This window comes from Dactylosporangium sp. NPDC048998 (assembly GCF_043197855.1).
Taxonomy (GTDB): domain Bacteria; phylum Actinomycetota; class Actinomycetes; order Mycobacteriales; family Micromonosporaceae; genus Dactylosporangium.
Genome location: NZ_JBICTV010000002.1, coordinates 98,768 through 117,586, shown reverse-complemented (window position 1 = coordinate 117,586; position 18,819 = coordinate 98,768). Strand labels below are relative to the sequence as shown.

Here is an 18,819-nt window from a genome sequence, read left to right as displayed (position 1 = left end):
CGCCGGGAATGGCGATGCGATGAAACGCGGGGCAGCGTGATTGCATAACCGCGTGACCGCGACAGCTTCCCCCGCGGGGCAGCGCCGTGCCTACCGGCTCGTGCGCCGCCCCCCGGTCGCGGCCGTCCCGGTCTTCGCCGACCCCTGGCAGCGCCTCGTCGTCGAGCACACCGCCGGGCCCCTGCTCGTCATCGGCGGGCCCGGCACCGGCAAGACGAGCACCCTCGTCGAGGCGGTCGCGGCCCGGGTCGCCGAGGGGGGCGACCCCGAGGGGATCCTGGTCCTGACCTTCGGGCGGCGCGGGGCGGTACGGCTGCGCGACCGGATCGAGGCGCGGCTCGGGCGATCGAGCGGGCTGCGCACCACGGCGGAGCCGATGGTCCGGACCTTCCACGGATACGCGTTCGGGCTGCTCCGCCGCGCCGCTGTCGAGCGGGGCGAGGCCTCGCCGCGGCTGCTGACCGGGCCCGAGCAGGACCTGGTGATCCGCGAGCTGCTCGCCGGTTCTGCGGCGCCGTGGCCGGAGTCGCTGCGCGGGGCGCTCAACACCCGCGCGTTCGCCACCGAGCTGCGCGACCTGCTGCTGCGGGCGGTCGAGCGCGGGGTCGGGCCGGCGGGGCTGGCCGAGCTCGCCCGGGTCCACCGGCGCGCGGACTGGGCCGCCGCGGCGGCGTTCTTCGAGGAGTACCTCCAGGTCCTGGCGCTGCGCGACGCGACCGGGCGGGGATCGGTCGCCTACGACTACGCCGAGCTGGTGCGGGCGGCGAGCGCCATGCTCGCCGACGACGCCGACGTCCTGGAGCGGGAGCGGCGGCGGCTGTCATACGTCTACGTCGACGAGCTGCCCGACACCGACCCCGCCCAGGTCGAGCTGCTCGAGCTCATCGCCGGCAACGGCAAGCACCTGGTCGCGCTGGCCGACCCGGACTCCTCGACGTTCGCGTTCCGCGGCACGGACCCGGCGATCGTCGGGGACTTCGCCATGCGGTTCCCGGGCGCGGTACAGGTGACCCTGCCGCACTCCCGACGGCTCGGCGAGGGGCTGCTGGCGCCGGTCGGGCGGGTCGCCGCGCGGCTGCGCGGCCCGTCCCGGCACCGGGCGATGCTGCCGCAGCGAGGCGGCGGCACGGCGGAGACGCGCACGTTCGCTTCGGAGACGTCGGAGGCGGCGTTCATCGCGCACCGGTTGCGCGAGGCGCACCTGCTGCGGGGCGTGCCGTGGGCGCGGATGGCGGTCGTGGTGCGCTCCACCGCCCGGCAGCTGGCGCCGCTGCAGCGGGCGCTGCACGCGGCCGGGGTGCCGACGGTGACCGAGGCCGAGGACCTGCCGCTGCACCTGCAGCCCGCGATCGCCCCGCTGCTGCTGCTCCTGCGGTGCGCGCTCGACGACGCCCGGCTGGACGAGGACGCGGCGGTGGCGCTGCTGCACTCGTCGCTGGGCGGGGCCGACCCGCTGGCCGAACGGCGGCTAAGGCAGGGGCTGCGCGCGCTGGCGCTGGCTGCCGGCGACCGGCGCCCGTCCGGCGTGCTGCTGCTCGCCGCGCTGCGCGACCCGGCCGAGCTCGCCATGGTGGAGCGGCGGTGGGCCGAGCCCGCCCGGGCGGTGGCCGGCCTGCTGCAGCAGGCCCGCGACGCGGCGGTCCGGCCCGGCGCGACCGCCGAGGAGGTGCTGTGGGCGGTGTGGCACGCCAGCGGCCTGGCCGAGCGCTGGTCCGCGCTGAGCGCCCGCGGCGGGCACCGCGGCTCGGCCGCGGACCGGGATCTCGACGCGGTCGTGTCGCTGTTCGACGCGGCGGCCCGGTTCACCGACCGGCTGCCCGGCGCCGGCATCGACGTGTTTCTCGACCACGTCGAGGGCCAGGACCTGCCGGCCGACAACCTGGCGCCGTCGGCGGACCGGGGCGACGCGGTGCGCATCCTCACCGCGCACGCGGCGAAGGGCCTGGAGTGGGACGTCGTCGCCGTCGCCGGCGTGCAGGAGGGCGTCTGGCCCGACCTGCGGCTGCGCGGCAGCGTGCTCGGCTCGGAGCTGCTGGTCGAGGTGCTCGCCGGGCGAGCGATGGAGACGATCGGGCGGCTGTCGGCGCTGCTGGACGAGGAGCGCCGGCTCTTCTACGTCGCCGTGAGCCGGGCCCGCGAGCAGGTGCTCGTCACCGCGGTCGCCTCGGGCGACGGTGAGGAGCAGCCGAGCCGGTTCCTGGCCGAGCTGTCCTCCGATGCGGAGCTGGACGGGCAGCCGGCGTTCGAGCCGCCCCGGGCGTTGACGCTGCCGACGCTCGTGGCGGAGCTGCGGGTCGCGCTCGTCGACCCCGACGCGCCCGAGGACCGCCGCGCCGCGGCCGCCGGGCTGCTGGCCCGCCTGGCCGCCGAGGGGGTACCAGGTGCCGACCCGGACACCTGGTGGGGGCTGCCGGCGCTGTCCGACGACCGGCCGCTGGTCGACCCGGGCGAGCCGGTGCGGGTCACGCCGTCGACCGTGGAGAGCGTCGATCGGTGCAGCCTGCGCTGGCTGCTGGAGCGGCACGGCGGCGCGCTGACCCCGTCGCCGGAGCAGTCGATCGGCAATCTCGTGCACGCCGCGGCGATGCTGGCCGCGGACGCCAGCGCGGACCGGGCGCAGCTGGTGGCGTACGTCGCCGACCGCTTCGACGCGATCGAGCTCTCCGCGCGCTGGCTCGCCGGCCGCGAGCGGGACCGCGCCGAGACCATGCTCGACAAGCTCATCGGCTGGCTGGCCGGCAACCCCCGCCGGCTCGTCGCGATCGAGCAGGACTTCCTCGTCGAGCTCGCCGACCCGCAGGCGCCGGTCGAGATCAAGGGCCGGGTCGACCGGCTGGAGCTGGACGAGCAGGGCCGGCTCGTGGTCGTGGACCTCAAGACCGGCAAGTCCATCCCCGCCAACGCCAACCTGGCCGAGCACCCCCAGCTGGCCGCGTACCAGGCCGCGATCGAGCTCGGCGCCTTCGAGGAGTCTTCGGTACCGGGGGGTGCCTCCCTGGTGCAGCTCGGGGGAGAGACCAGCGCCGCGCGGGAGCAGGTGCAGCCGCCGCTCGGCGACGCCGACGACCCGAACTGGGCCCAGGCGCTGGTGCGGCGCACCGCGAGCACGATGGCGGCGTCGACCTTCAGCGCCGTGGTGAACAACAAGTGCCGCGTCTGCCCGGTGAAGACCTCATGCCCCGTCTCCGGCAAGGGCCGGCAGGTCACATGACCGGTCCGGAGCGAAGCGGAGGGGCCGGTCATCAGCCGGCTCGGCCTTCACGGCATGCCGACGAGCGAAGCGAGGAGGCATGACGGCGCCGTTGTTCACCCCGGTCGAACTGGCCCGGCTGCTCAAGCTCCCGGCGCCCACCCGGCAGCAGGCCGACGTCATCGCCGCGCCGGTCGGGCCGCTGCTCGTCGTCGCGGGCGCCGGCTCGGGCAAGACGGAGACGATGGCCGCGCGGGTCGTGTGGCTGGTCGCGAACGGGCACGTGCGCCCGGAGCAGGTGCTCGGCCTGACCTTCACCCGCAAGGCCGCCGGCGAGCTGTCGCACCGCATCCGGCAGCGCCTCGGCCAGTTGGTGCGCCGCCTGGGCCGCGACGACCTCATCGCCGGCGAGCCGACCGTCGCCACCTACCACTCCTACGCCGCCCGGGTGGTACGCGAGCACGGCGTGCGGGCCGGGTTCGAGCCGTCCACCCGGCTGCTCACCGAGGCCGCCTGCTGGCAACTCGCCGACGCGGTGGTGCGGGCGTACGACGGGGACATGACCGCGGTGTCGGCCGCGCCCTCGACCGTCGTCGACGCCGTGCTGCACCTGGCCGGCGACCTCGCCGAGCACCTGCGCGAGCCCGCGGACGTGGCCGCGTGGACCGGCCGGTTCTTCGCCGAGGTCGGCGCGAAGAGCGGCAAGATGGCCAAGCCGGTGCGCGACGTGCTCTCCCGGCAGCAGGCGCGCCTGCAGCTCCTTCCCCTCATCCGGCAGTACGCCGAGAAGAAGAGCCTGCTGGAGGCGATGGACTTCGGCGACCAGCTCTCCCGGGCGGCCACGGTCGCGGTCGCGCACCCCGAGGTCGGGCAGGTCGAACGGGACCGCTTCCGGGTGGTGCTGCTCGACGAATACCAGGACACCTCGCACGCACAGGTCGTGCTGCTGCGCGCGCTGTTCGGCGGCGGGCACCCGGTCACGGCGGTCGGCGACCCCTGCCAGTCGATCTACGGCTGGCGCGGCGCCTCGGCCGGCACGCTGGACCGGTTCCCGGCCGAGTTCCCGGTCGTGGCCGCGGCCGGGCCACAGGGCAGTGGCGCCGGACCGGCGCCGCTGCTGTCGCTGACCACCAGCTGGCGCAACCGGCCGGAGATCCTCGACGTGGCCAACGCGCTGTCGCTGCCGCTGCGCTCCTCCGGCGCCCGGGTCGAGGAGCTCGCACCCGCCGACGTACTGGCCGAGCCGGCGTCCACGGCGACCGTGCACTGCGCCCTGCTCGACACGTACACCGAGGAGGCCGCCTGGCTCGCCGACCGGGTCCTCGCCTCGTGGCGGCTGGCGGCGAAGGTCGACCCGGACACGTTCCCGTACGACATCCCGGTCGAGGACCGGCCGTCGACCGCGGTCCTCGTGCGCACGCGGGCCCAGATCCCGGCGTTGGAGAACGCGCTGCGCTCGCGGGGCCTGCCGGTCGAGGTCGTGGGCCTCGGCGGGCTGCTCGACACGCCCGAGGTGCGCGACGTCGTCAGCATCATGCGGGTGCTCGCCGACCCGGCCGAGGGCGCCGCCCTGCTGCGCATCCTGACCGGCCCGCGCTGGCGGATCGGCCCGCGTGACCTCGTCGCCCTGTATCGCCGGGCCCGCGCGCTGGCCGCCGCCCGCCGCCACGGCGACGCGAACGCCGAGCCCGAGCTCGCCGACCGCCTCGACGAGGCCGTCCTGGTCGAGGCCCTCGACGACCTGGGCGAGCCGGAGGCGTACTCCGCCGAGGGTCACCGCCGCTTCGCGCGCCTCGGCGCCGAGCTGCGCGCCCTGCGCCGCCGCCTCGACCAGCCGCTGCCCGACCTCGTCGCCGACCTGGAGCGGGTCACCGGCCTCGACGTGGAGGTCGCGGCCCGCCCCGGCGACGCCGGCCTGGCCCGCGGCCACCTCGACGCGTTCAGCAACATCGCGGCCCGCTTTGCCTCGGAGTCGGAGGGCGCCACGCTGAGCGCGTTCCTGGCGTTCCTGGCCGCGGCGGAGAACGAGGAGCGCGGCCTGGCCCCCGGCGAGGTCGAGGTCGTCGAGGGCGCGGTCCAGATCCTCACCGCGCACGCGGCCAAGGGCCTCGAGTGGGACGTCGTGGCCGTCGCCGGGCTCTGCGCCGACGTCTTCCCGGGCGCCAGCAACGCCGGCGACCACTGGCTGCGCGGCCTGGGCGTGCTGCCGTTCCCGCTGCGCGGCGACCACGCCGGCCTGCCGGCGCTGGACCTCTCCGGCGTCGCCGACGTCAAGGGCGTGGTGAGCGCGCTGGAGACGTTCAACCGGGACTGGCGCGAGCACGACGTGCGGGAGGAGCGGCGGCTGGCGTACGTCGCGGTCACCCGCCCCCGCCGGCTGCTGCTGGCCAGCGGGTACTGGTGGGGCGAGGGCGTCAAGCGGGCCCGCGGCCCGTCGGTGTTTCTGGAGGAGATCCGTGCGCGCTGCCTGGCCGGCGCCGGGGTGGTCGACGGGTGGGCGCCGCAGCCGGAGGCCGACGCGCAGAACCCGACCGCGGCCGACGTGTCCGGCGCGAGCTGGCCGGCCGACCCGCTCGGCCCGCGCCGGCCGCTGCTGGAGGCGGCCGCCGCCCTGGTCCGCGCCGCCCCGGCGTACGACGTCCCGGCCTCCGGTGCCCCCGCCCACGGCGCCCCGGCCGACGACGTCCGGGCTGACGTCCCGGCGCCCGACGCGCCGGAGGCGGCCGATCCGGTGGTGGCGCGCTGGGTCGCGGAGACCGGGCTGCTCCTGGCCGAGCGGGCGCGGCTCGGCCCCCGTGCGGGCGCCGCGGTCGAGGTGTCGCTGCCCGGGCACCTGTCGGTGTCGCAGCTCGTGGCGCTGCGCCGCGACCCGCAGCGGCTGGCCCGCTCGCTGCGCCGCCCGCTGCCGGCCCGCCCCGACCCGTACGCCCGCCGCGGCACGGCCTTCCACCACTGGCTGGAGCAGCGCTTCCGGGCGGAGCGGCTGCTGGACCTCGACGAGCTGCCCGGCGCCGCGGACGAGGGCGCCGCACCGGACGCCGCCCTGAGCGACCTGCAGGCGCGCTTCCTGGCCAGCGAGTGGGCCGACCGGGTGCCGGTCGACGTGGAGGTACCGTTCGCGTCGGTCGTCGCGGGCGTCGTGGTCCGCGGCCGGATGGACGCCGTGTACCGCTACCCGGACGGCCGCTACGACGTCGTGGACTGGAAGACCGGCGGCCGCCCGGGCGGCGCTGACGCCACGGCCGCGGCGGTGCAGCTGGCCGCGTACCGGCTGGCCTGGGCCGAGCTGCGGGGCGTGCCCCTCGACACGGTGGGCGCCGCGTTCTTCTACGTCCGCAGCGGCGAGACGGTCCGCCCGGCCGACCTGCTCGACGAGGACGGCCTGCTCGCCCTGATCGCCGCGCTGCCCTCTCCCCGATAGCCGCAAGCCCGGTGACCGGAAAGCTCAATGAACTGGCAAGGTTCCGACAGCTCGCTGTCGGTGGAACCGGCTCCTCCTCGAAGCTGTCCAAGAGGGCATGCGAGGGGGAGTGCTCAGGATGCAGGCACCGCACGTTCGCGAGGTTGCCCTGGTGGTCGGGGTCGCCATCGCCGGGGTGCTCACCGTCGCGCTCATCGTCCTCGGGCCCGTCGCCGTGCCGGACGGGCCACGGTATCCGCAGGTCAGCCAGGTCCAAACGCCGCCGCAGCCGCAGCCCTGAGCCGCCTTGAGCAAACCCTGATCCGGCCGCCGGCGGGGGTTGCTGGCCGTCGTCGCGTCCGGCTGCGACACTTGGGCGTGAGATGACCGAGCAGCGTTCGCCCTGGGCCGTGCCGGACACGCAGACCGTGATCGAACCGGTCCCGAGCGAGTCCGCTCCGCCGCCTCCGACCCGGCCGATCACCGGCGGACCGGGCGGTTCTCCGCGTGTCGCGCCAGGGTACGCCGCCGGGCGCGTCTCGCGACTGGGCGCGCCGCCGGTCGGGCCGCCGCCGGACGTGATCAGCTCAGGGCCGCACGATGACGACGACCCGGTCCGGCGCAACCAGCGGATCATGAAGTGGCTCGGCGGGGGCGCCGTCCTGATCGTCGCGATCGGGCTGATCGTGATCCTGGTGTCGGTGCTGACGAACAACGCGACGACGCCGGGCGGCCTGTTCAACCGGCATGCGCAGGGGCCCAGCGACACGCGGCCCGAGCTGGCGCGGCGCTGCCCGCCGCCGAGCATCCCGCCGGACAACCCCAACCGGGGCGGCGGCGAGGTCCCGCCGGGGCCGCGGACCGTCGACAGTGAGTCGGGGATCAGCTACAAGGAGTACGGATCACCCTGGCGGCCGCTCCAGGAGAACTGGCAGGAGCAGGGCGAACTCAGGATCACATACCGGATCGGGCAGGACTTCGTCACCGAGCCGAACTACGACGGCAACGGCAACGACTACCACGCGACGATCCTGTCCGGGCACGTGCCGGCCGCGGTCAACGACGGTATGGTGCTCGACCTGCACTGCGTCGGCGACCAGATCGCCGCGGACGTGCGGGTCAGCTTCTACCCCAAGGGCAACCAGCTCGAGCAGATCGAGGCCAAGGACCTCACGCTCGGCGGGCGCCCGGCCCGGCTGCTGAAGTTCCGGCTGCACTTCAACCAGGCCGGGCTGCGGGCCAGGAGCGAGCTGGTGTCGATCGCGCTGGTCGACCTCGGCAAGCCCGACGCGGCAATCCTCTACGTATCGATCCCCGACACGCACCGCCAGTACGACTACGTCGCCGACGAGGTCCCCGCCAGCATCCGCCCGGCATAAGCATCGCTCAGTTGGCGCGGGTTGCGCCCATCCGGCACGCTATCGCCCATGAAGCAGCGGCTCGCCCTCGCCGTCGCCCTCGGATTCGCCGTGGCCGCCGTGCCGGCCCTCCCCGCCCGGGCGGACGTCATCCGTGACGACGAATGGCACCTGCGGTACCTCAACGTCGCCGAGGCCAACCAGAGCACCCGCGGCGAGGGCGTCACCGTCGCGATCGTCGACCGCGGCGTCGACCCCACCCACGACGACCTGGCCGGCGCCGTGCTCGACCCGGTCTTCGTCGCCCGGGGCGACCAGCCCTCGCCCAGCGGCGCGCCGACGCCGGGCGAGGTCCTCGCCGCCGACCCCGACGGCCACGGCACCGCGCTGGCGGGCACCATCGCCGGGCACGGCCATGGCGACGGCCGCGGCGACGGCGTGATCGGCGTGGCGCCTGGCGCCAAGGTACTGCCGGTGGTGCTCGACACGCCGGTCGATCGCCGGCCCGGCCCGGACGACCTGGCCGCCGGCATCGAGTTGGCGATCTCGCATCGGGCCGCCGTGATCGTGGTCGGGTATTCGGTCGCCGCCAGTGATCGGCTCGCCCAGGCGATCCGCGACGCGCGGGCCGCCGACGCGATCGTGGTGGCCGCCGACGGCGACCAGCCCAGCCGGGAGTTCGAGCCCTACCCGGCCTCCTACGACGGGGTGCTCGCCGCGATCCCGCTCACCCGGGCGGGCGACGTACGCGTGCAGTCGACCAGCGGCCGGCGGCTCGGCCTGGGCGTGCCCGGATTCCAGATCATGACCACCAACAGCGGCAACCGGTATCGGGTCGACGACGGCAGCGCCTCGCCCGGGCTGCTCGCCGGCGCGGTCGCGCTGGTGCGCTCGGCGTATCCGGACGCCCGGGCGGGCGAGATCGTCCGCCGGCTGGCGCTGACCGCGGTCGACGCCGGGGCGAAGGGGGTCGACCCGGAGTACGGCCTCGGTCGTCTCGACCTGGTCCAGGCCCTCACCCGGCGGCTGCCGGTACCCTCGCCATCACCCTCGGTGAGCGTGCCGTCCGCCAGCGCGTCGCCGTCCGCCGCGCCGGTAGCGACGCCGCTGCGCCACCGTTCGCGGGGCGAGTACGGCTGGCTGCTCGGCCTGCCGCTACTGGCCGTGATCGCGGGGCTGGCCTGCTACGCCGGCCTGGCCGAACGCCGAATCCGGCTTTCCTCGCGGGACGAAGTAGATTCGGTGGGTGTCCAGTCGTAGCCCCGCTGTGCGGATCCCGGCTTCCAAGTACCCCGTCGAGCGCTTCACCCTGCCCAACGGCCTGCGGGTGGTGCTGACCCCAGACCGCGCCGCCCCGGTCGTCGGTGTGGCGGTCGTCTATGACGTCGGCATCAGATCCGAGCCGCAAGGGCGCACGGGCTTCGCTCACCTGTTCGAGCACCTGATGTTCCAGGGCTCGGAAAATCTCGAGAAGCTCGCGCACTTCCGGCACGTGCAGGGCTCGGGCGGCACGTTCAACGGCTCGACGCACTTCGACTACACCGACTATTACGAGACGCTGCCCGCCAACGCGCTGGAGCGCGCGCTGTTCCTCGAGGCCGACCGCATGCGCGCGCCCCGGCTCAACGAGGAAAACCTCCGCAACCAGATCGACGTGGTCAAGGAGGAGATCCGGGTCAACGTCCTCAACCGGCCGTATGGCGGGTTCCCCTGGCTGCGCGTGCCCCCGGTCATGTTCGACACGTTCGCCAACGCGCACGACGGCTACGGCTCCTTCGAGGACCTCGAGTCGGCCACCGTCGCGGACGCCGCGGACTTCTTCGACCGGTACTACGCCTGCGGCAACGCGGTGCTCGCGGTCTCCGGCGACTTCGACGTGGCCATCGCGACCGAGCTCGTCGAGCGGCACTTCGGCGATGTGCCGGCCCGGCCCGCCCCGCAGCGGCCGGACTTCGCCGAGCCCGACCTGACCGCGGAGCGCCGCTCCTCGTACACCGACCGCCTGGCGCCCATGCCGGCGGTCGCGGCCGCGTGGCGGGTGCCCGATCCGATCAGCGATCTCTCCGCGTATCTGCCGTATGTGGTACTCGCCGAGGTGCTCACCGACGGAGACGCCTCCCGCCTCGTCGAGCGGCTGGTGCTGCGCGACCGGTCGGTGACGAGCATCGGCGGGTACATCGGGTTCATGGGGGAGCCGTTCGCCGTACGGGATCCGACGGCCCTGGTCCTGCAGGCGTTCCTCCCGCCGGGCGGGGACGTGGACAAGGTCCTGCGCAGCGTCGAGGAGGAGTGCGCGCGCATCGCGAGCGACGGCCTGAGCCCCGACGAGCTCAGCCGCACGCAGGCGCGCATGGCGACCCACCTGCTGCGCGACACCGACGCGGTGCTGGGCCGCGCGCTGCAGATGGCCGTGCTGGAGCAGCAGCGCGGCGAGCCGGAGCTGCTCAACCGGCTGCATACGCTGATCGGTGAGGTCACCGAGGAGCAGGTCGTCGCGGCCGCGGGGCAGCTGGTCCCGTCGCGCCGCGCCGCGGTCGAGGTCATCGCCGGAGGAGCCAAGTGACTGTGACAATCCCGCCGCGCGCCCTGCCGGTGCTCGGGCCCAACCGCCCGATGAAGCTGCCCACCACCGTCGAGCAGACCCTGGACAACGGCCTGACCGTGATCGCGCTGCGCCGCGCGTCGGTGCCGCTGGTGGAGGTACGGCTGCGGGTGCCGTTCGCGCAGGCGGACCTGGCGCGGGCCGCGCTGCTGACCCAGACGGTGCTGTCCGGCACCTCGACCATGTCGACCGTCGACATCGCCGCCGAGCTGCAGAAGGTCGGCGGCGGGCTGTCGGCCGGCGCCGACCCCGACCGCCTGCTGGTCTCCGGCAACGCCCTCGTCGACGGCCTCGACCGGCTGCTGGACATCCTCGCCGAGGTGCTGACCGACGCGGCGTACCCGGCCGAGGAGGTCGACACCGAGCGGTCCCGGCTGGTCGACCGGATCCGGGTGGCGCAGAGCCAGCCCAGCCACCTGGCCCGGGTGGCGCTGCTCAAGCGGATGTACGACACCCACCCGTACGCCGTGCAGACGCCCTCGCCCGAGCAGGTCGAGGCGGTCGTTCCCGACGAGCTGCGCGCGCTGCACGCCGATCGCCTGCACCCTGCCGGCGCCACGCTCGTGGTCGTCGGCGACCTCGAGCCGGAGCAGGCGATCGCCGCCGCCGAGCGGATGCTCGGCAAGTGGAACGGCGGCGGCGTCGCGGCCGAGCTGCCGCCCGTCCCCGCGCTGGAGCCCGGGCCGCTGACCCTGGTCGACCGGCCCGACTCGGTGCAGTCCTCGCTGCGCGTGGCCCTGCCGGCGGTGACGCGCAAGCACCCGGACCACGCCGCGCTGCAGCTGGCCAACCTGGTCTTCGGCGGCTACTTCTCCTCCCGGTGGGTCGAGAACATCCGCGAGGACAAGGGGTACACCTACGGCCCGCACTCGCTCATCGAGCACGCGGCCGCCGGCTCGGCGCTGGTGCTCTCCGCCGAGGTGGCCACCGAGGTGACCGGCCCCGCGCTGCTGGAGACGCTCTACGAGCTCGGGCGGATCGCCAGCCTGCCGCCGAAGGACGAGGAGCTGGAGCAGGCCCGGCAATACGCGCTCGGCACGCTGCAGCTGGGCATGTCCACGCAGGCCGGGCTCGCCGGCCTGGTCTCCACCTACGCCGGCTTCGGCCTGCGGCTGGACTACCTGGCCGAGCACGCGGCGCGGCTGGCCCGGGCGGGCAAGGACGAGGTGGCCGCGGCCGCCGCGCGGTACCTCGCCCCGACCGGGGCCGCCGCGGTGGTCCTCGGTGACGCCGCCAAGGTCGAGGGTTCGCTGGCCGCCCTGACGCCGGTCGTCCGGGCCGAAGCGTCGTGACGGCCGTGCGGCCGGGCGCCGTCGGCGCGCGGGCCCGGCCCGGCCCGCCGCTCGCGCGCGGGCCGCTGGACCGGGCGGCGCACCGGCGTAGCGACGAGGCTTGGCTCTCGGCCGCATGGGACCGGTCCCGGGTCGTGGTCGTCGACGACGGCCACGTGCTGGTCCGCCCGGGCGATCCGCCGGAGCTGGTGCTGATCGACCCGGCCGGCGCGCCGGCCGGGGAGCGCTTCTTCCTCGGCGAGGAGGAGGACGGGACCGTGTACTTCGCGGTCGCCGCCGACGCCGCGCCGATCGACGGCACCAGCCGGGTCAACCTGCGCCAGGTCGGGCACTCGCTGCCCGACCTGGCGGCGGGGCTGTTCATCACCGCGGTCGGGCTCGCCAACTGGCACGCCCGGCACCCGTACAGCCCGCTGAGCGGCAAGCTGACCGTCGCGGCGCAGGGCGGCTGGGTCCGGATGACGCAGGACGGCGAGGAGACGCTCTGGCCGCGCACCGATCCGGCGGTGATCATGCTGGTGCACGACGGCGTGGCCGGACCCGACGGGCGCTGCCTGCTCGGCTTCAACGCGCAGTGGAAGGCGCTTGGCGCCACGGTCCCGCGCTTCTCGACGCTGGCCGGGTTCGTCGAGCCCGGCGAGTCGGCCGAGATGGCGGTCGCCCGGGAGGTGCTCGAGGAGGTCGGGGTCCGCGTCGGCGAGGTCAGCTATGTGGCGAGCCAGCCGTGGCCGTTTCCCGGCTCGCTGATGCTCGGCTTCCACGCGCTCGCCCCGGCCGGCGCCGCGATCACGGTCGACGTCGAGGAGATCGTCGAGGCACGCTGGCTGACCCGCACCGAGATCGCCGCGGTGCTCGACGGCGAGTCAAAGGAGTTCGGGCTGCCGTTCCCCGCGTCGATTGCGCACTATCTGATCACCGAGTGGCTGCACGGCTGAGCGCCTCGGCGTGCCACGCGGCGCACCACAGGTCCAGCACGGCGGCGGCCCGCGCGGGCTCGACCTCGCGCAGCTCGTCGTCGATGCGCTGGCTGACGAAGGCGTTGGTCGGGTGCCACGCCAGGTCCCGCCACACCGCCTCCTCGGTCACCCCGCCCGTCGGGGTGACCGTGCGGCGCAGCAGCGACAGCGGCCGTTCGGCCGTGGTCTCCGCGTCGACGCGCACGAAGTAGGTGACGAGCAGCCGTGGGTCCCGTGGCGGCCCGGTCCGCCACGCCCGCAGCGCTTCGTCGGTGAGCCGCTCGCCGGGCGCCGGCGCGGGGGCCCGGTAGGCGTGTGCGTGCATGCGCGCGAGCAGGTCCGGCTCGGGCGCGAGGCCCGACTCGAGGATTTCGCCCACGAACCGCTCGGGCCACAGCCACAGCCCGTCGGTGTGCAGCACCGAGGGGCCGTGGCCGCGTCCGATGGTGGTGCCGCCGGCGAGGTAGTCCGCGATCCGGCGGCGACGCTCGGGATCAGCCACCCTCGGTCGCTCCGGCGCGTTGCGCACGGCGGCGTACAGACGAGCGACCCGCATGGTGGCCGGCCTCCCCAGGCATCCCGGCTTTCTCGCCAGCCACCGTAACGGATTTGCGCCTGTTCAGCTACTGACAGTTTCCAGATGCTTCTTGACCTGCACGATCGACGGGTTCGTCATGGCCGTCCCGTCGTCGAAGCGCAGCGTGGGGACGGTCTGGTTGCCGCCGTTGACGCTCTCGACGAACTTGGCCGCCTCCGGGTCCCGCTCGATGTCGACGACCTGGTACTGGATGCCCTCGCGGTCCATCTGGGTCTTGAGGCGGTGGCAGTAGCCGCACCAGGTGGTCGAGTACATGGTCAGCATGGGGTTTCCTCCAAGAAGCATCGGCGGGGTCACAGAACGCAAAACCGCATAACGTCACACCCGGCTGGAATGATGTCCAGCTGTGGCGGACTCCTCAGAGATTCTCGCTGGGCCCATCTTGGACGGCTTGGACCCGGACCAGTCGGTCGCGGTGACCGCCCCGGCGGGGCCGCTGTGCATCCTGGCCGGCGCGGGCACCGGCAAGACCCGGGCGATCACCCACCGCATCGCCCATCGCGTCCGGGCCGGGCAGGTCCGCGCCCAGCACGTCCTCGCCGTGACGTTTACCGCCCGGGCCGCGGCCGAGATGCGCGAGCGGCTCGGCCGCCTCGGCGCCGAGGGCGTGCAGGCGCGCACGTTCCACGCGGCGGCGCTGCGGCAGGTGCGGTACTTCGCGCCCCGCCTCTTCTCCGGCCGCGACATGCCCGAGCTGCTGGACAGCAAGGCCCGGCTGGTCGCCCTCGCCGCCACCCGGGCCGGGCTGAAGACCGACCGCGAGGCCTCCCGCGACCTGGCGAGCGAGATCGAGTGGGCCAAGGCCTCGCTGATCGAGCCCGACGACTACGCGGCCGCGGCGGCCAAGGCTATGCGCGAGCCGCCGTTCGACGCGGCCAAGGTCGCCCAGGTGTACGCGCACTACGAGCGGGTCAAGCGCGCCCAGGGCGTGATCGACTTCGAGGACATGATCCGCGCCGCGATCTGGGCCGTCGAGGAGCACCCGGACGTGGCCGAGCAGGTCCGGGCGCAGTATCGGCACTTCGTCGTCGACGAGTACCAGGACGTCAACCCGATGCAGCAGCGGCTGCTGGAGGCCTGGCTCGGCGACCGCGACGACCTGACCGTGGTCGGCGACGCCAGCCAGACGATCTACTCGTTCACCGGCGCCAGCGCGTCGTACCTCGTCGACTTCAAGCGCCGCCACCCGGCGGCCACGGTGGTCCGGCTGGTCCGCGACTACCGCTCCACCCCGCAGGTGGTCGGCCTGGCCAACGCGGTCATCTCGCGCGCCCGCGGCGACCTGTCCCGGCTGCGCCTGGAGCTCGTCGGCCAGCGCCCGGCCGGCCCGGAGCCGACCGTGCACACGTTCGCCGACGAGCCGGAGGAGGCCGCCGCGGTGGCCGCCCGGTGCGCGGAGCTGATCGCCGCCGGCACCCCGGCCCGCGAGATCGCCGTGCTGTTCCGGGTCAACGCCCAGTCCGAGGTCTATCAGGAGGCCCTCGCCGAGGCGGGCGTCCCCTACGTGCTGCACGGCACCGAGCGCTTCTTCGACCGGGTCGAGGTCCGCGAGGCCATGATCGCCCTGCGCTCCTACCGCGGCGAGGCCGGCGACGGCCTGGTGGAGACCGTGCACACGGCGTTGGAGCGGGTCGGCTGGCGGCCTGACGTCCCGCCCGCCGGCGGCGCGCAGCGCGAGCGCTGGGAGGCGGTCGCCGCGCTGGTCAACCTGGCCGAGGGCAGGCCCGCACTGTCGCTGGAGGACTTCAACGCCGAGCTGTCCCGGCGCGCGGCGCTGCAGCACGTGCCGACCGTCGAGGGCGTCACGCTGTCCTCGCTGCACTCGGCCAAGGGCCTGGAGTGGGACGCGGTGTTCCTGGTCGGCCTCGCCGAGGGCACGCTGCCGGTCATCCACGCCCGCACGCCCGACGCGGTGGAGGAGGAGCGGCGGCTGCTGTACGTCGGCGTCACCCGGGCCCGGCACACGCTGTGGCTCTCCCACGCCGCCGCCCGCACGCCCGGCGGCCGCCCGCGGCGCCCGAGCCGCTTCGTGCCCACCACCCGGGACCAATCCGCCGCGTCCGGCGCCGACGCCCGCTACCCGCGCCGCCCGCTCGACAAGGCCGCCGTGGCCGGCCGGGCCCGCCGGGTCATGGCCGTCTCCTGCCGGGTGTGCGGCACCGGGCTGTTCAACGGCGCCGACCGCAAGCTCGGCCGCTGCGCCACCTGCCCGTCGGACCTCGACGAGGAGCTGCTCGCCCGGCTCGTCGACTGGCGCGCCCGGCTGGCCGCGATCCAGAAGGTCCCGGCGTTCGTCATCTTCACCGACGTCACCCTCTCGGCGATCGCCGAGCGCCGCCCCGGCCGCCGCGAGGAACTCGCGGCGATCGCCGGCATCGGCCCGCGCAAGCTGACGTTGTACGGCGACGACGTCCTCGCATTGATCGGCGGCGCCACCGTCGACGCCCTCGCCGACGGGCACGCGTAGCTCTCCCCGCCCCCGCCGCGCTCCGGCCCCGGCTCCGGCAGGTCACCCGGACGTGCCGGCTTTCGCGGCCCGCGTAACGACCGCCGGGCGCCCCGCTCCGCCGTCGCGGTGCCCTCTCGGCGCCGTTGAGCTGCGCGAACGCGGCGGACCACGAAGCGGTTCGACCGGTTGCCGGGCAGGTGGAAATGTGACAAGGACTTTCTCCGGAAATTCGATTGCCCTACCGTTGAGGCACGGCATAGCCTGCGAACACGACGCCGGAAGACCGGCGACGACCCACCACGAGTCTGCGGAGAGAAGGTGGCACCCGTGAAGCTCTATTCAACCTTGGAGCGGCACTCGCTGCCGCCTGCCGTCTGCCCGCCGGCCGTGTCGGCCCGTCGTGTCTCGCCGCCGTCCGTCTCGCTGCAATGGCAGGAGTCCGCCCTGGCTCAGGACCCGGTCCTGATTCCGGCTGCAGTCGAGGCTCTCGTTCCGGCCGCCGTCAAGGCTGCCCCGGCGCCGTCCGCGCTCGTCGCGGCGGTCGCTACCGGGTCGGTCCGGGTGGACCTGACGGTTCGGGGCACCGAGCCGAGAGGCACAGAGGAGACCCGCACCGACGTCACCAATATCGATGAGATCCACGTCGCTTCGGCGGCTCAGCTCGACCAGCGCGAAATCCGGGTTCAGGGGACCACTGGGTTCAGCGCGAAGCACGACATGACGGCTCCGAAGCCCAATGGCGGAGTCCGCGGCATACCACCTCGAGGCAGGCCGGTCTAACAAGACCGACTCACCGGCTCACCTCGAGGCCGCGGAACCCGACACCGGGATCCGCGGCCTCATTCATTTGCACCTGACGATCACACCAAACGATCGACAAACAGAAAGGGGTGACCGGGATGAGCCTGGCCTTGGCATCGATCGACGTGCGCGTCGAGTCGGCCGTGGACGAGCGCCTCCGCGTCGCTGCGCGAGGCGTCAAGTCCGACCTGCCGTGCCGCACCTTCGACCCGGACCTGTGGTTCGCCGACTCGCCGGCGGAGCTCGAGCTCGCGAAGTCGCTCTGCGTGGAGTGCCCGCTCCGCGCCGAGTGCCTGGCGGGCGCGATCGAGCGCGCCGAGCCCTGGGGTGTCTGGGGTGGCGAGATCTTCGAGCGCGGCGCAGTCGTGCCGCGCAAGCGTCCGCGGGGCCGCCCGCGCAAGGAGGACGTCGCTCGCGACGCCGTCCTGCGGGTCGAGGTCGCTGCTCGCACCGCGGCGGTCACCGCCGGGGTGGCGGCCTGACATGAACGCACATCGCCTGCCGGCCAGCCGAGCGTCGCGCGCCGCGCGACCGACCCGGCTTCGTCACACCGAGATCAGCACCGATGTACGCACCAACCGACCCAGGAGTTTCGCAATGTCCTTGCAACTACTTCATGAAGCACTATCGCGCGCGCGAATGCGTGGGCCTCAGGCTGTGGGGCGCTCTGAGGCTTACCCGTCCGCTCGTCAGGTCGCGATGCGCGCCAAGCGCGAGCAGGAGCAGCACCTGACCCGACACTGAGATCGGCAAACGGGCCCCTCGCCGCGAGGGGCCCGTTTCCGCGTCTCTGTTGTTCTCCGTGCGATCTTTGGCCGCTACTTGCGGCGCCGGGCCTTCTTCGCCGCCGGCTTTGCCTCCGGATCGGCGAAGCCCGGCAGCCACTCGGTCAGGATCGCCCGGTAGCCGGCCCGCGCCTGCAGCTGGCACAGCACGCCGATCGAGCCCAGCGTCACGCGGTGCACCATCATGTACGACGGCGGCAGGTTGAGCTGGCGGCTCAGCGCATAGGCCGGGCTCTTCGGGTTGGCCAGCCGCCCCGCCTCGGCGCGCAGCCAGGCGCGGGTGAACTGGAACTCTTCCTCGGCGATCGGGTCGAGCATCGGCCGGATGTAGCTGAGCACCGCCGGCGCGTCGACCTTCGCGTCGTTCTTGATGAACCCCTCCTGCTGCAGCCCCTCGAGCACGGCCTGCGAGTCGCCGGCCAGGGCCAGCCGGGTCAGCCGGCCGATCACCTCGGGGTGACCGCCGGGCAGGTGGGCGACCGCGCCGAAGTCGAGCACGCCGAGCCTGCCGTCGGCGAGGAGGCGGTAGTTGCCCGGGTGCGGGTCGGCGTGCAGCATCTCGGTCCGGGCCGGCGCCGAGAAGTGCAGCAGCGCCATGAGGTGCCCGGCGCGGTCGCGTTCCTCTTCGGTACCCCCGGAGATGATGGCCGACAGCGGCTTGCCCTCGACCCATTCGGTCACCAGCACCCGCGGCGACGTGGCGAGCACCGGCGGCACGTAGATGTCCGGGTCGCCGTCGAACGCCTCGGCGAACGTGGTCTGCGACCGGGCCTCGAGCTCGTAGTCGAGCTCTTCGGTCACGCGGTCGCGGATCTCCTGCACCAGCGGCTTGACGTCGAGGCCCGGCTGGATCGCCTTGAACAGCCCGGCGAAGCGGGCCAGCTGGTTGAGGTCGGCGCGCAGCGCTTCGCCGGCGCCCGGGTACTGCACCTTGACGGCCACCAGCCGCCCGTCGGCCCAGACCGCCCGGTGCACCTGCCCGATGCTGGCCGCGGCGGCCGGCTTGTCGTCGAACTCCGTGAACATCGAGCGCCAGTCCGCGCCCAGCGACTCGGACAGCACCTTGTGCACGCTGGCGGCCGGCAGCGGCGGGGCGGCCTCCTGCAGCTTCGTCAGGGCCGCCCGGTAGGGCCCGGCGAGCTCCTCGGGCAGGGCGGCCTCAAACACGGAGAGCGCCTGCCCCATCTTCATCGCGCCGCCCTTGAGCTGCCCGAGGACGCTGAAGAGGTGCTCGGCGGTGCGGCGCTGGACGTCGGCGGAGACCACGTCGGCGGCCATGCCCGTGACGCGCTTGCCAAGGCCGAGCGCGGCCCGGCCGGCCAGCCCGAGGGGCAGCGACGCCAGCCGTGCGGTGCGGGCGACTGCGCCCCTAGGGATCTCGGTCACAA

General features: G+C 74.3%; 14 protein-coding genes. 11 read left to right on the top strand and 3 right to left on the bottom strand.

The window, feature by feature from the left end; all coding sequences use genetic code 11:
- The first annotated feature begins 100 nt into the window (after positions 1-100).
- From ACGFI8_RS04545 to nudC, 8 genes are all read left to right on the top strand, one after another.
- Positions 101-3,211, top strand: a complete 3,111-nt coding sequence (locus ACGFI8_RS04545; protein ID WP_392801170.1) for an ATP-dependent helicase — start codon at positions 101-103, stop codon at positions 3,209-3,211.
- A 79-nt stretch (positions 3,212-3,290) separates the two neighbouring features.
- On the top strand, positions 3,291-6,611 hold the full coding sequence (locus ACGFI8_RS04540; protein ID WP_392799940.1) for a UvrD-helicase domain-containing protein: 3,321 nt from the start codon (positions 3,291-3,293) through the stop codon (positions 6,609-6,611).
- A gap of 118 nt (positions 6,612-6,729) precedes the next feature.
- Complete coding sequence (locus ACGFI8_RS04535) at positions 6,730-6,891, top strand: hypothetical protein (protein WP_392799937.1); 162 nt, start codon at positions 6,730-6,732, stop codon at positions 6,889-6,891.
- Between the two features lie 82 nt (positions 6,892-6,973).
- Entirely contained in the window at positions 6,974-7,969 is a 996-nt protein-coding gene (locus tag ACGFI8_RS04530) for a hypothetical protein (protein WP_392799934.1), read from the top strand.
- 48 nt (positions 7,970-8,017) lie between these two features.
- A complete protein-coding gene (locus ACGFI8_RS04525) occupies positions 8,018-9,208 on the top strand; it encodes a S8 family serine peptidase (protein WP_392799931.1) in 1,191 nt (396 codons plus the stop codon).
- A gap of 7 nt (positions 9,209-9,215) precedes the next feature.
- Entirely contained in the window at positions 9,216-10,511 is a 1,296-nt protein-coding gene (locus tag ACGFI8_RS04520) for a M16 family metallopeptidase (protein WP_392801168.1), read from the top strand.
- A gap of 50 nt (positions 10,512-10,561) precedes the next feature.
- Complete coding sequence (locus ACGFI8_RS04515; protein ID WP_392801165.1) at positions 10,562-11,842, top strand: M16 family metallopeptidase; 1,281 nt, start codon at positions 10,562-10,564, stop codon at positions 11,840-11,842.
- Positions 11,839-12,777, top strand: a complete 939-nt coding sequence (gene nudC, locus ACGFI8_RS04510) for an NAD(+) diphosphatase (RefSeq protein WP_392799928.1) — start codon at positions 11,839-11,841, stop codon at positions 12,775-12,777. Before ACGFI8_RS04515 ends, nudC begins: the two co-directional genes overlap by 4 nt.
- Here nudC and ACGFI8_RS04505 read toward each other — a convergent pair.
- Both ACGFI8_RS04505 and ACGFI8_RS04500 read right to left on the bottom strand, forming a co-directional pair.
- A complete protein-coding gene (locus ACGFI8_RS04505; protein WP_392799926.1) occupies positions 12,755-13,354 on the bottom strand; it encodes a hypothetical protein in 600 nt (199 codons plus the stop codon). The genes nudC and ACGFI8_RS04505 overlap by 23 nt on opposite strands.
- A gap of 63 nt (positions 13,355-13,417) precedes the next feature.
- Entirely contained in the window at positions 13,418-13,660 is a 243-nt protein-coding gene (locus ACGFI8_RS04500) for a mycoredoxin (RefSeq protein ID WP_392799923.1), read from the bottom strand.
- Between the two features lie 115 nt (positions 13,661-13,775).
- On the opposite strand from ACGFI8_RS04500, the gene ACGFI8_RS04495 reads away from it, so the two are divergent.
- The 3 genes from ACGFI8_RS04495 (at position 13,776) to ACGFI8_RS04485 (ending at position 17,128) form a co-directional block, all read left to right on the top strand.
- Positions 13,776-15,863: an ATP-dependent DNA helicase UvrD2 gene (locus ACGFI8_RS04495; RefSeq protein WP_392801163.1), complete on the top strand. Its 2,088-nt coding sequence runs from the start codon at positions 13,776-13,778 to the stop codon at positions 15,861-15,863.
- A 309-nt stretch (positions 15,864-16,172) separates the two neighbouring features.
- On the top strand, positions 16,173-16,625 hold the full coding sequence (locus tag ACGFI8_RS04490) for a hypothetical protein (RefSeq protein ID WP_392799920.1): 453 nt from the start codon (positions 16,173-16,175) through the stop codon (positions 16,623-16,625).
- Positions 16,626-16,744: 119 nt separating this feature from the next.
- Positions 16,745-17,128 (top strand): WhiB family transcriptional regulator, encoded by a 384-nt coding sequence (locus ACGFI8_RS04485; RefSeq protein WP_350551110.1) that lies wholly within the window; start codon positions 16,745-16,747, stop codon positions 17,126-17,128.
- A gap of 336 nt (positions 17,129-17,464) precedes the next feature.
- Here ACGFI8_RS04485 and ACGFI8_RS04480 read toward each other — a convergent pair whose 3' ends face one another.
- Positions 17,465-18,817: an ABC1 kinase family protein gene (locus tag ACGFI8_RS04480; protein ID WP_392799917.1), complete on the bottom strand. Its 1,353-nt coding sequence runs from the start codon at positions 18,815-18,817 to the stop codon at positions 17,465-17,467.
- Between the last annotated feature and the right edge of the window lie 2 nt (positions 18,818-18,819).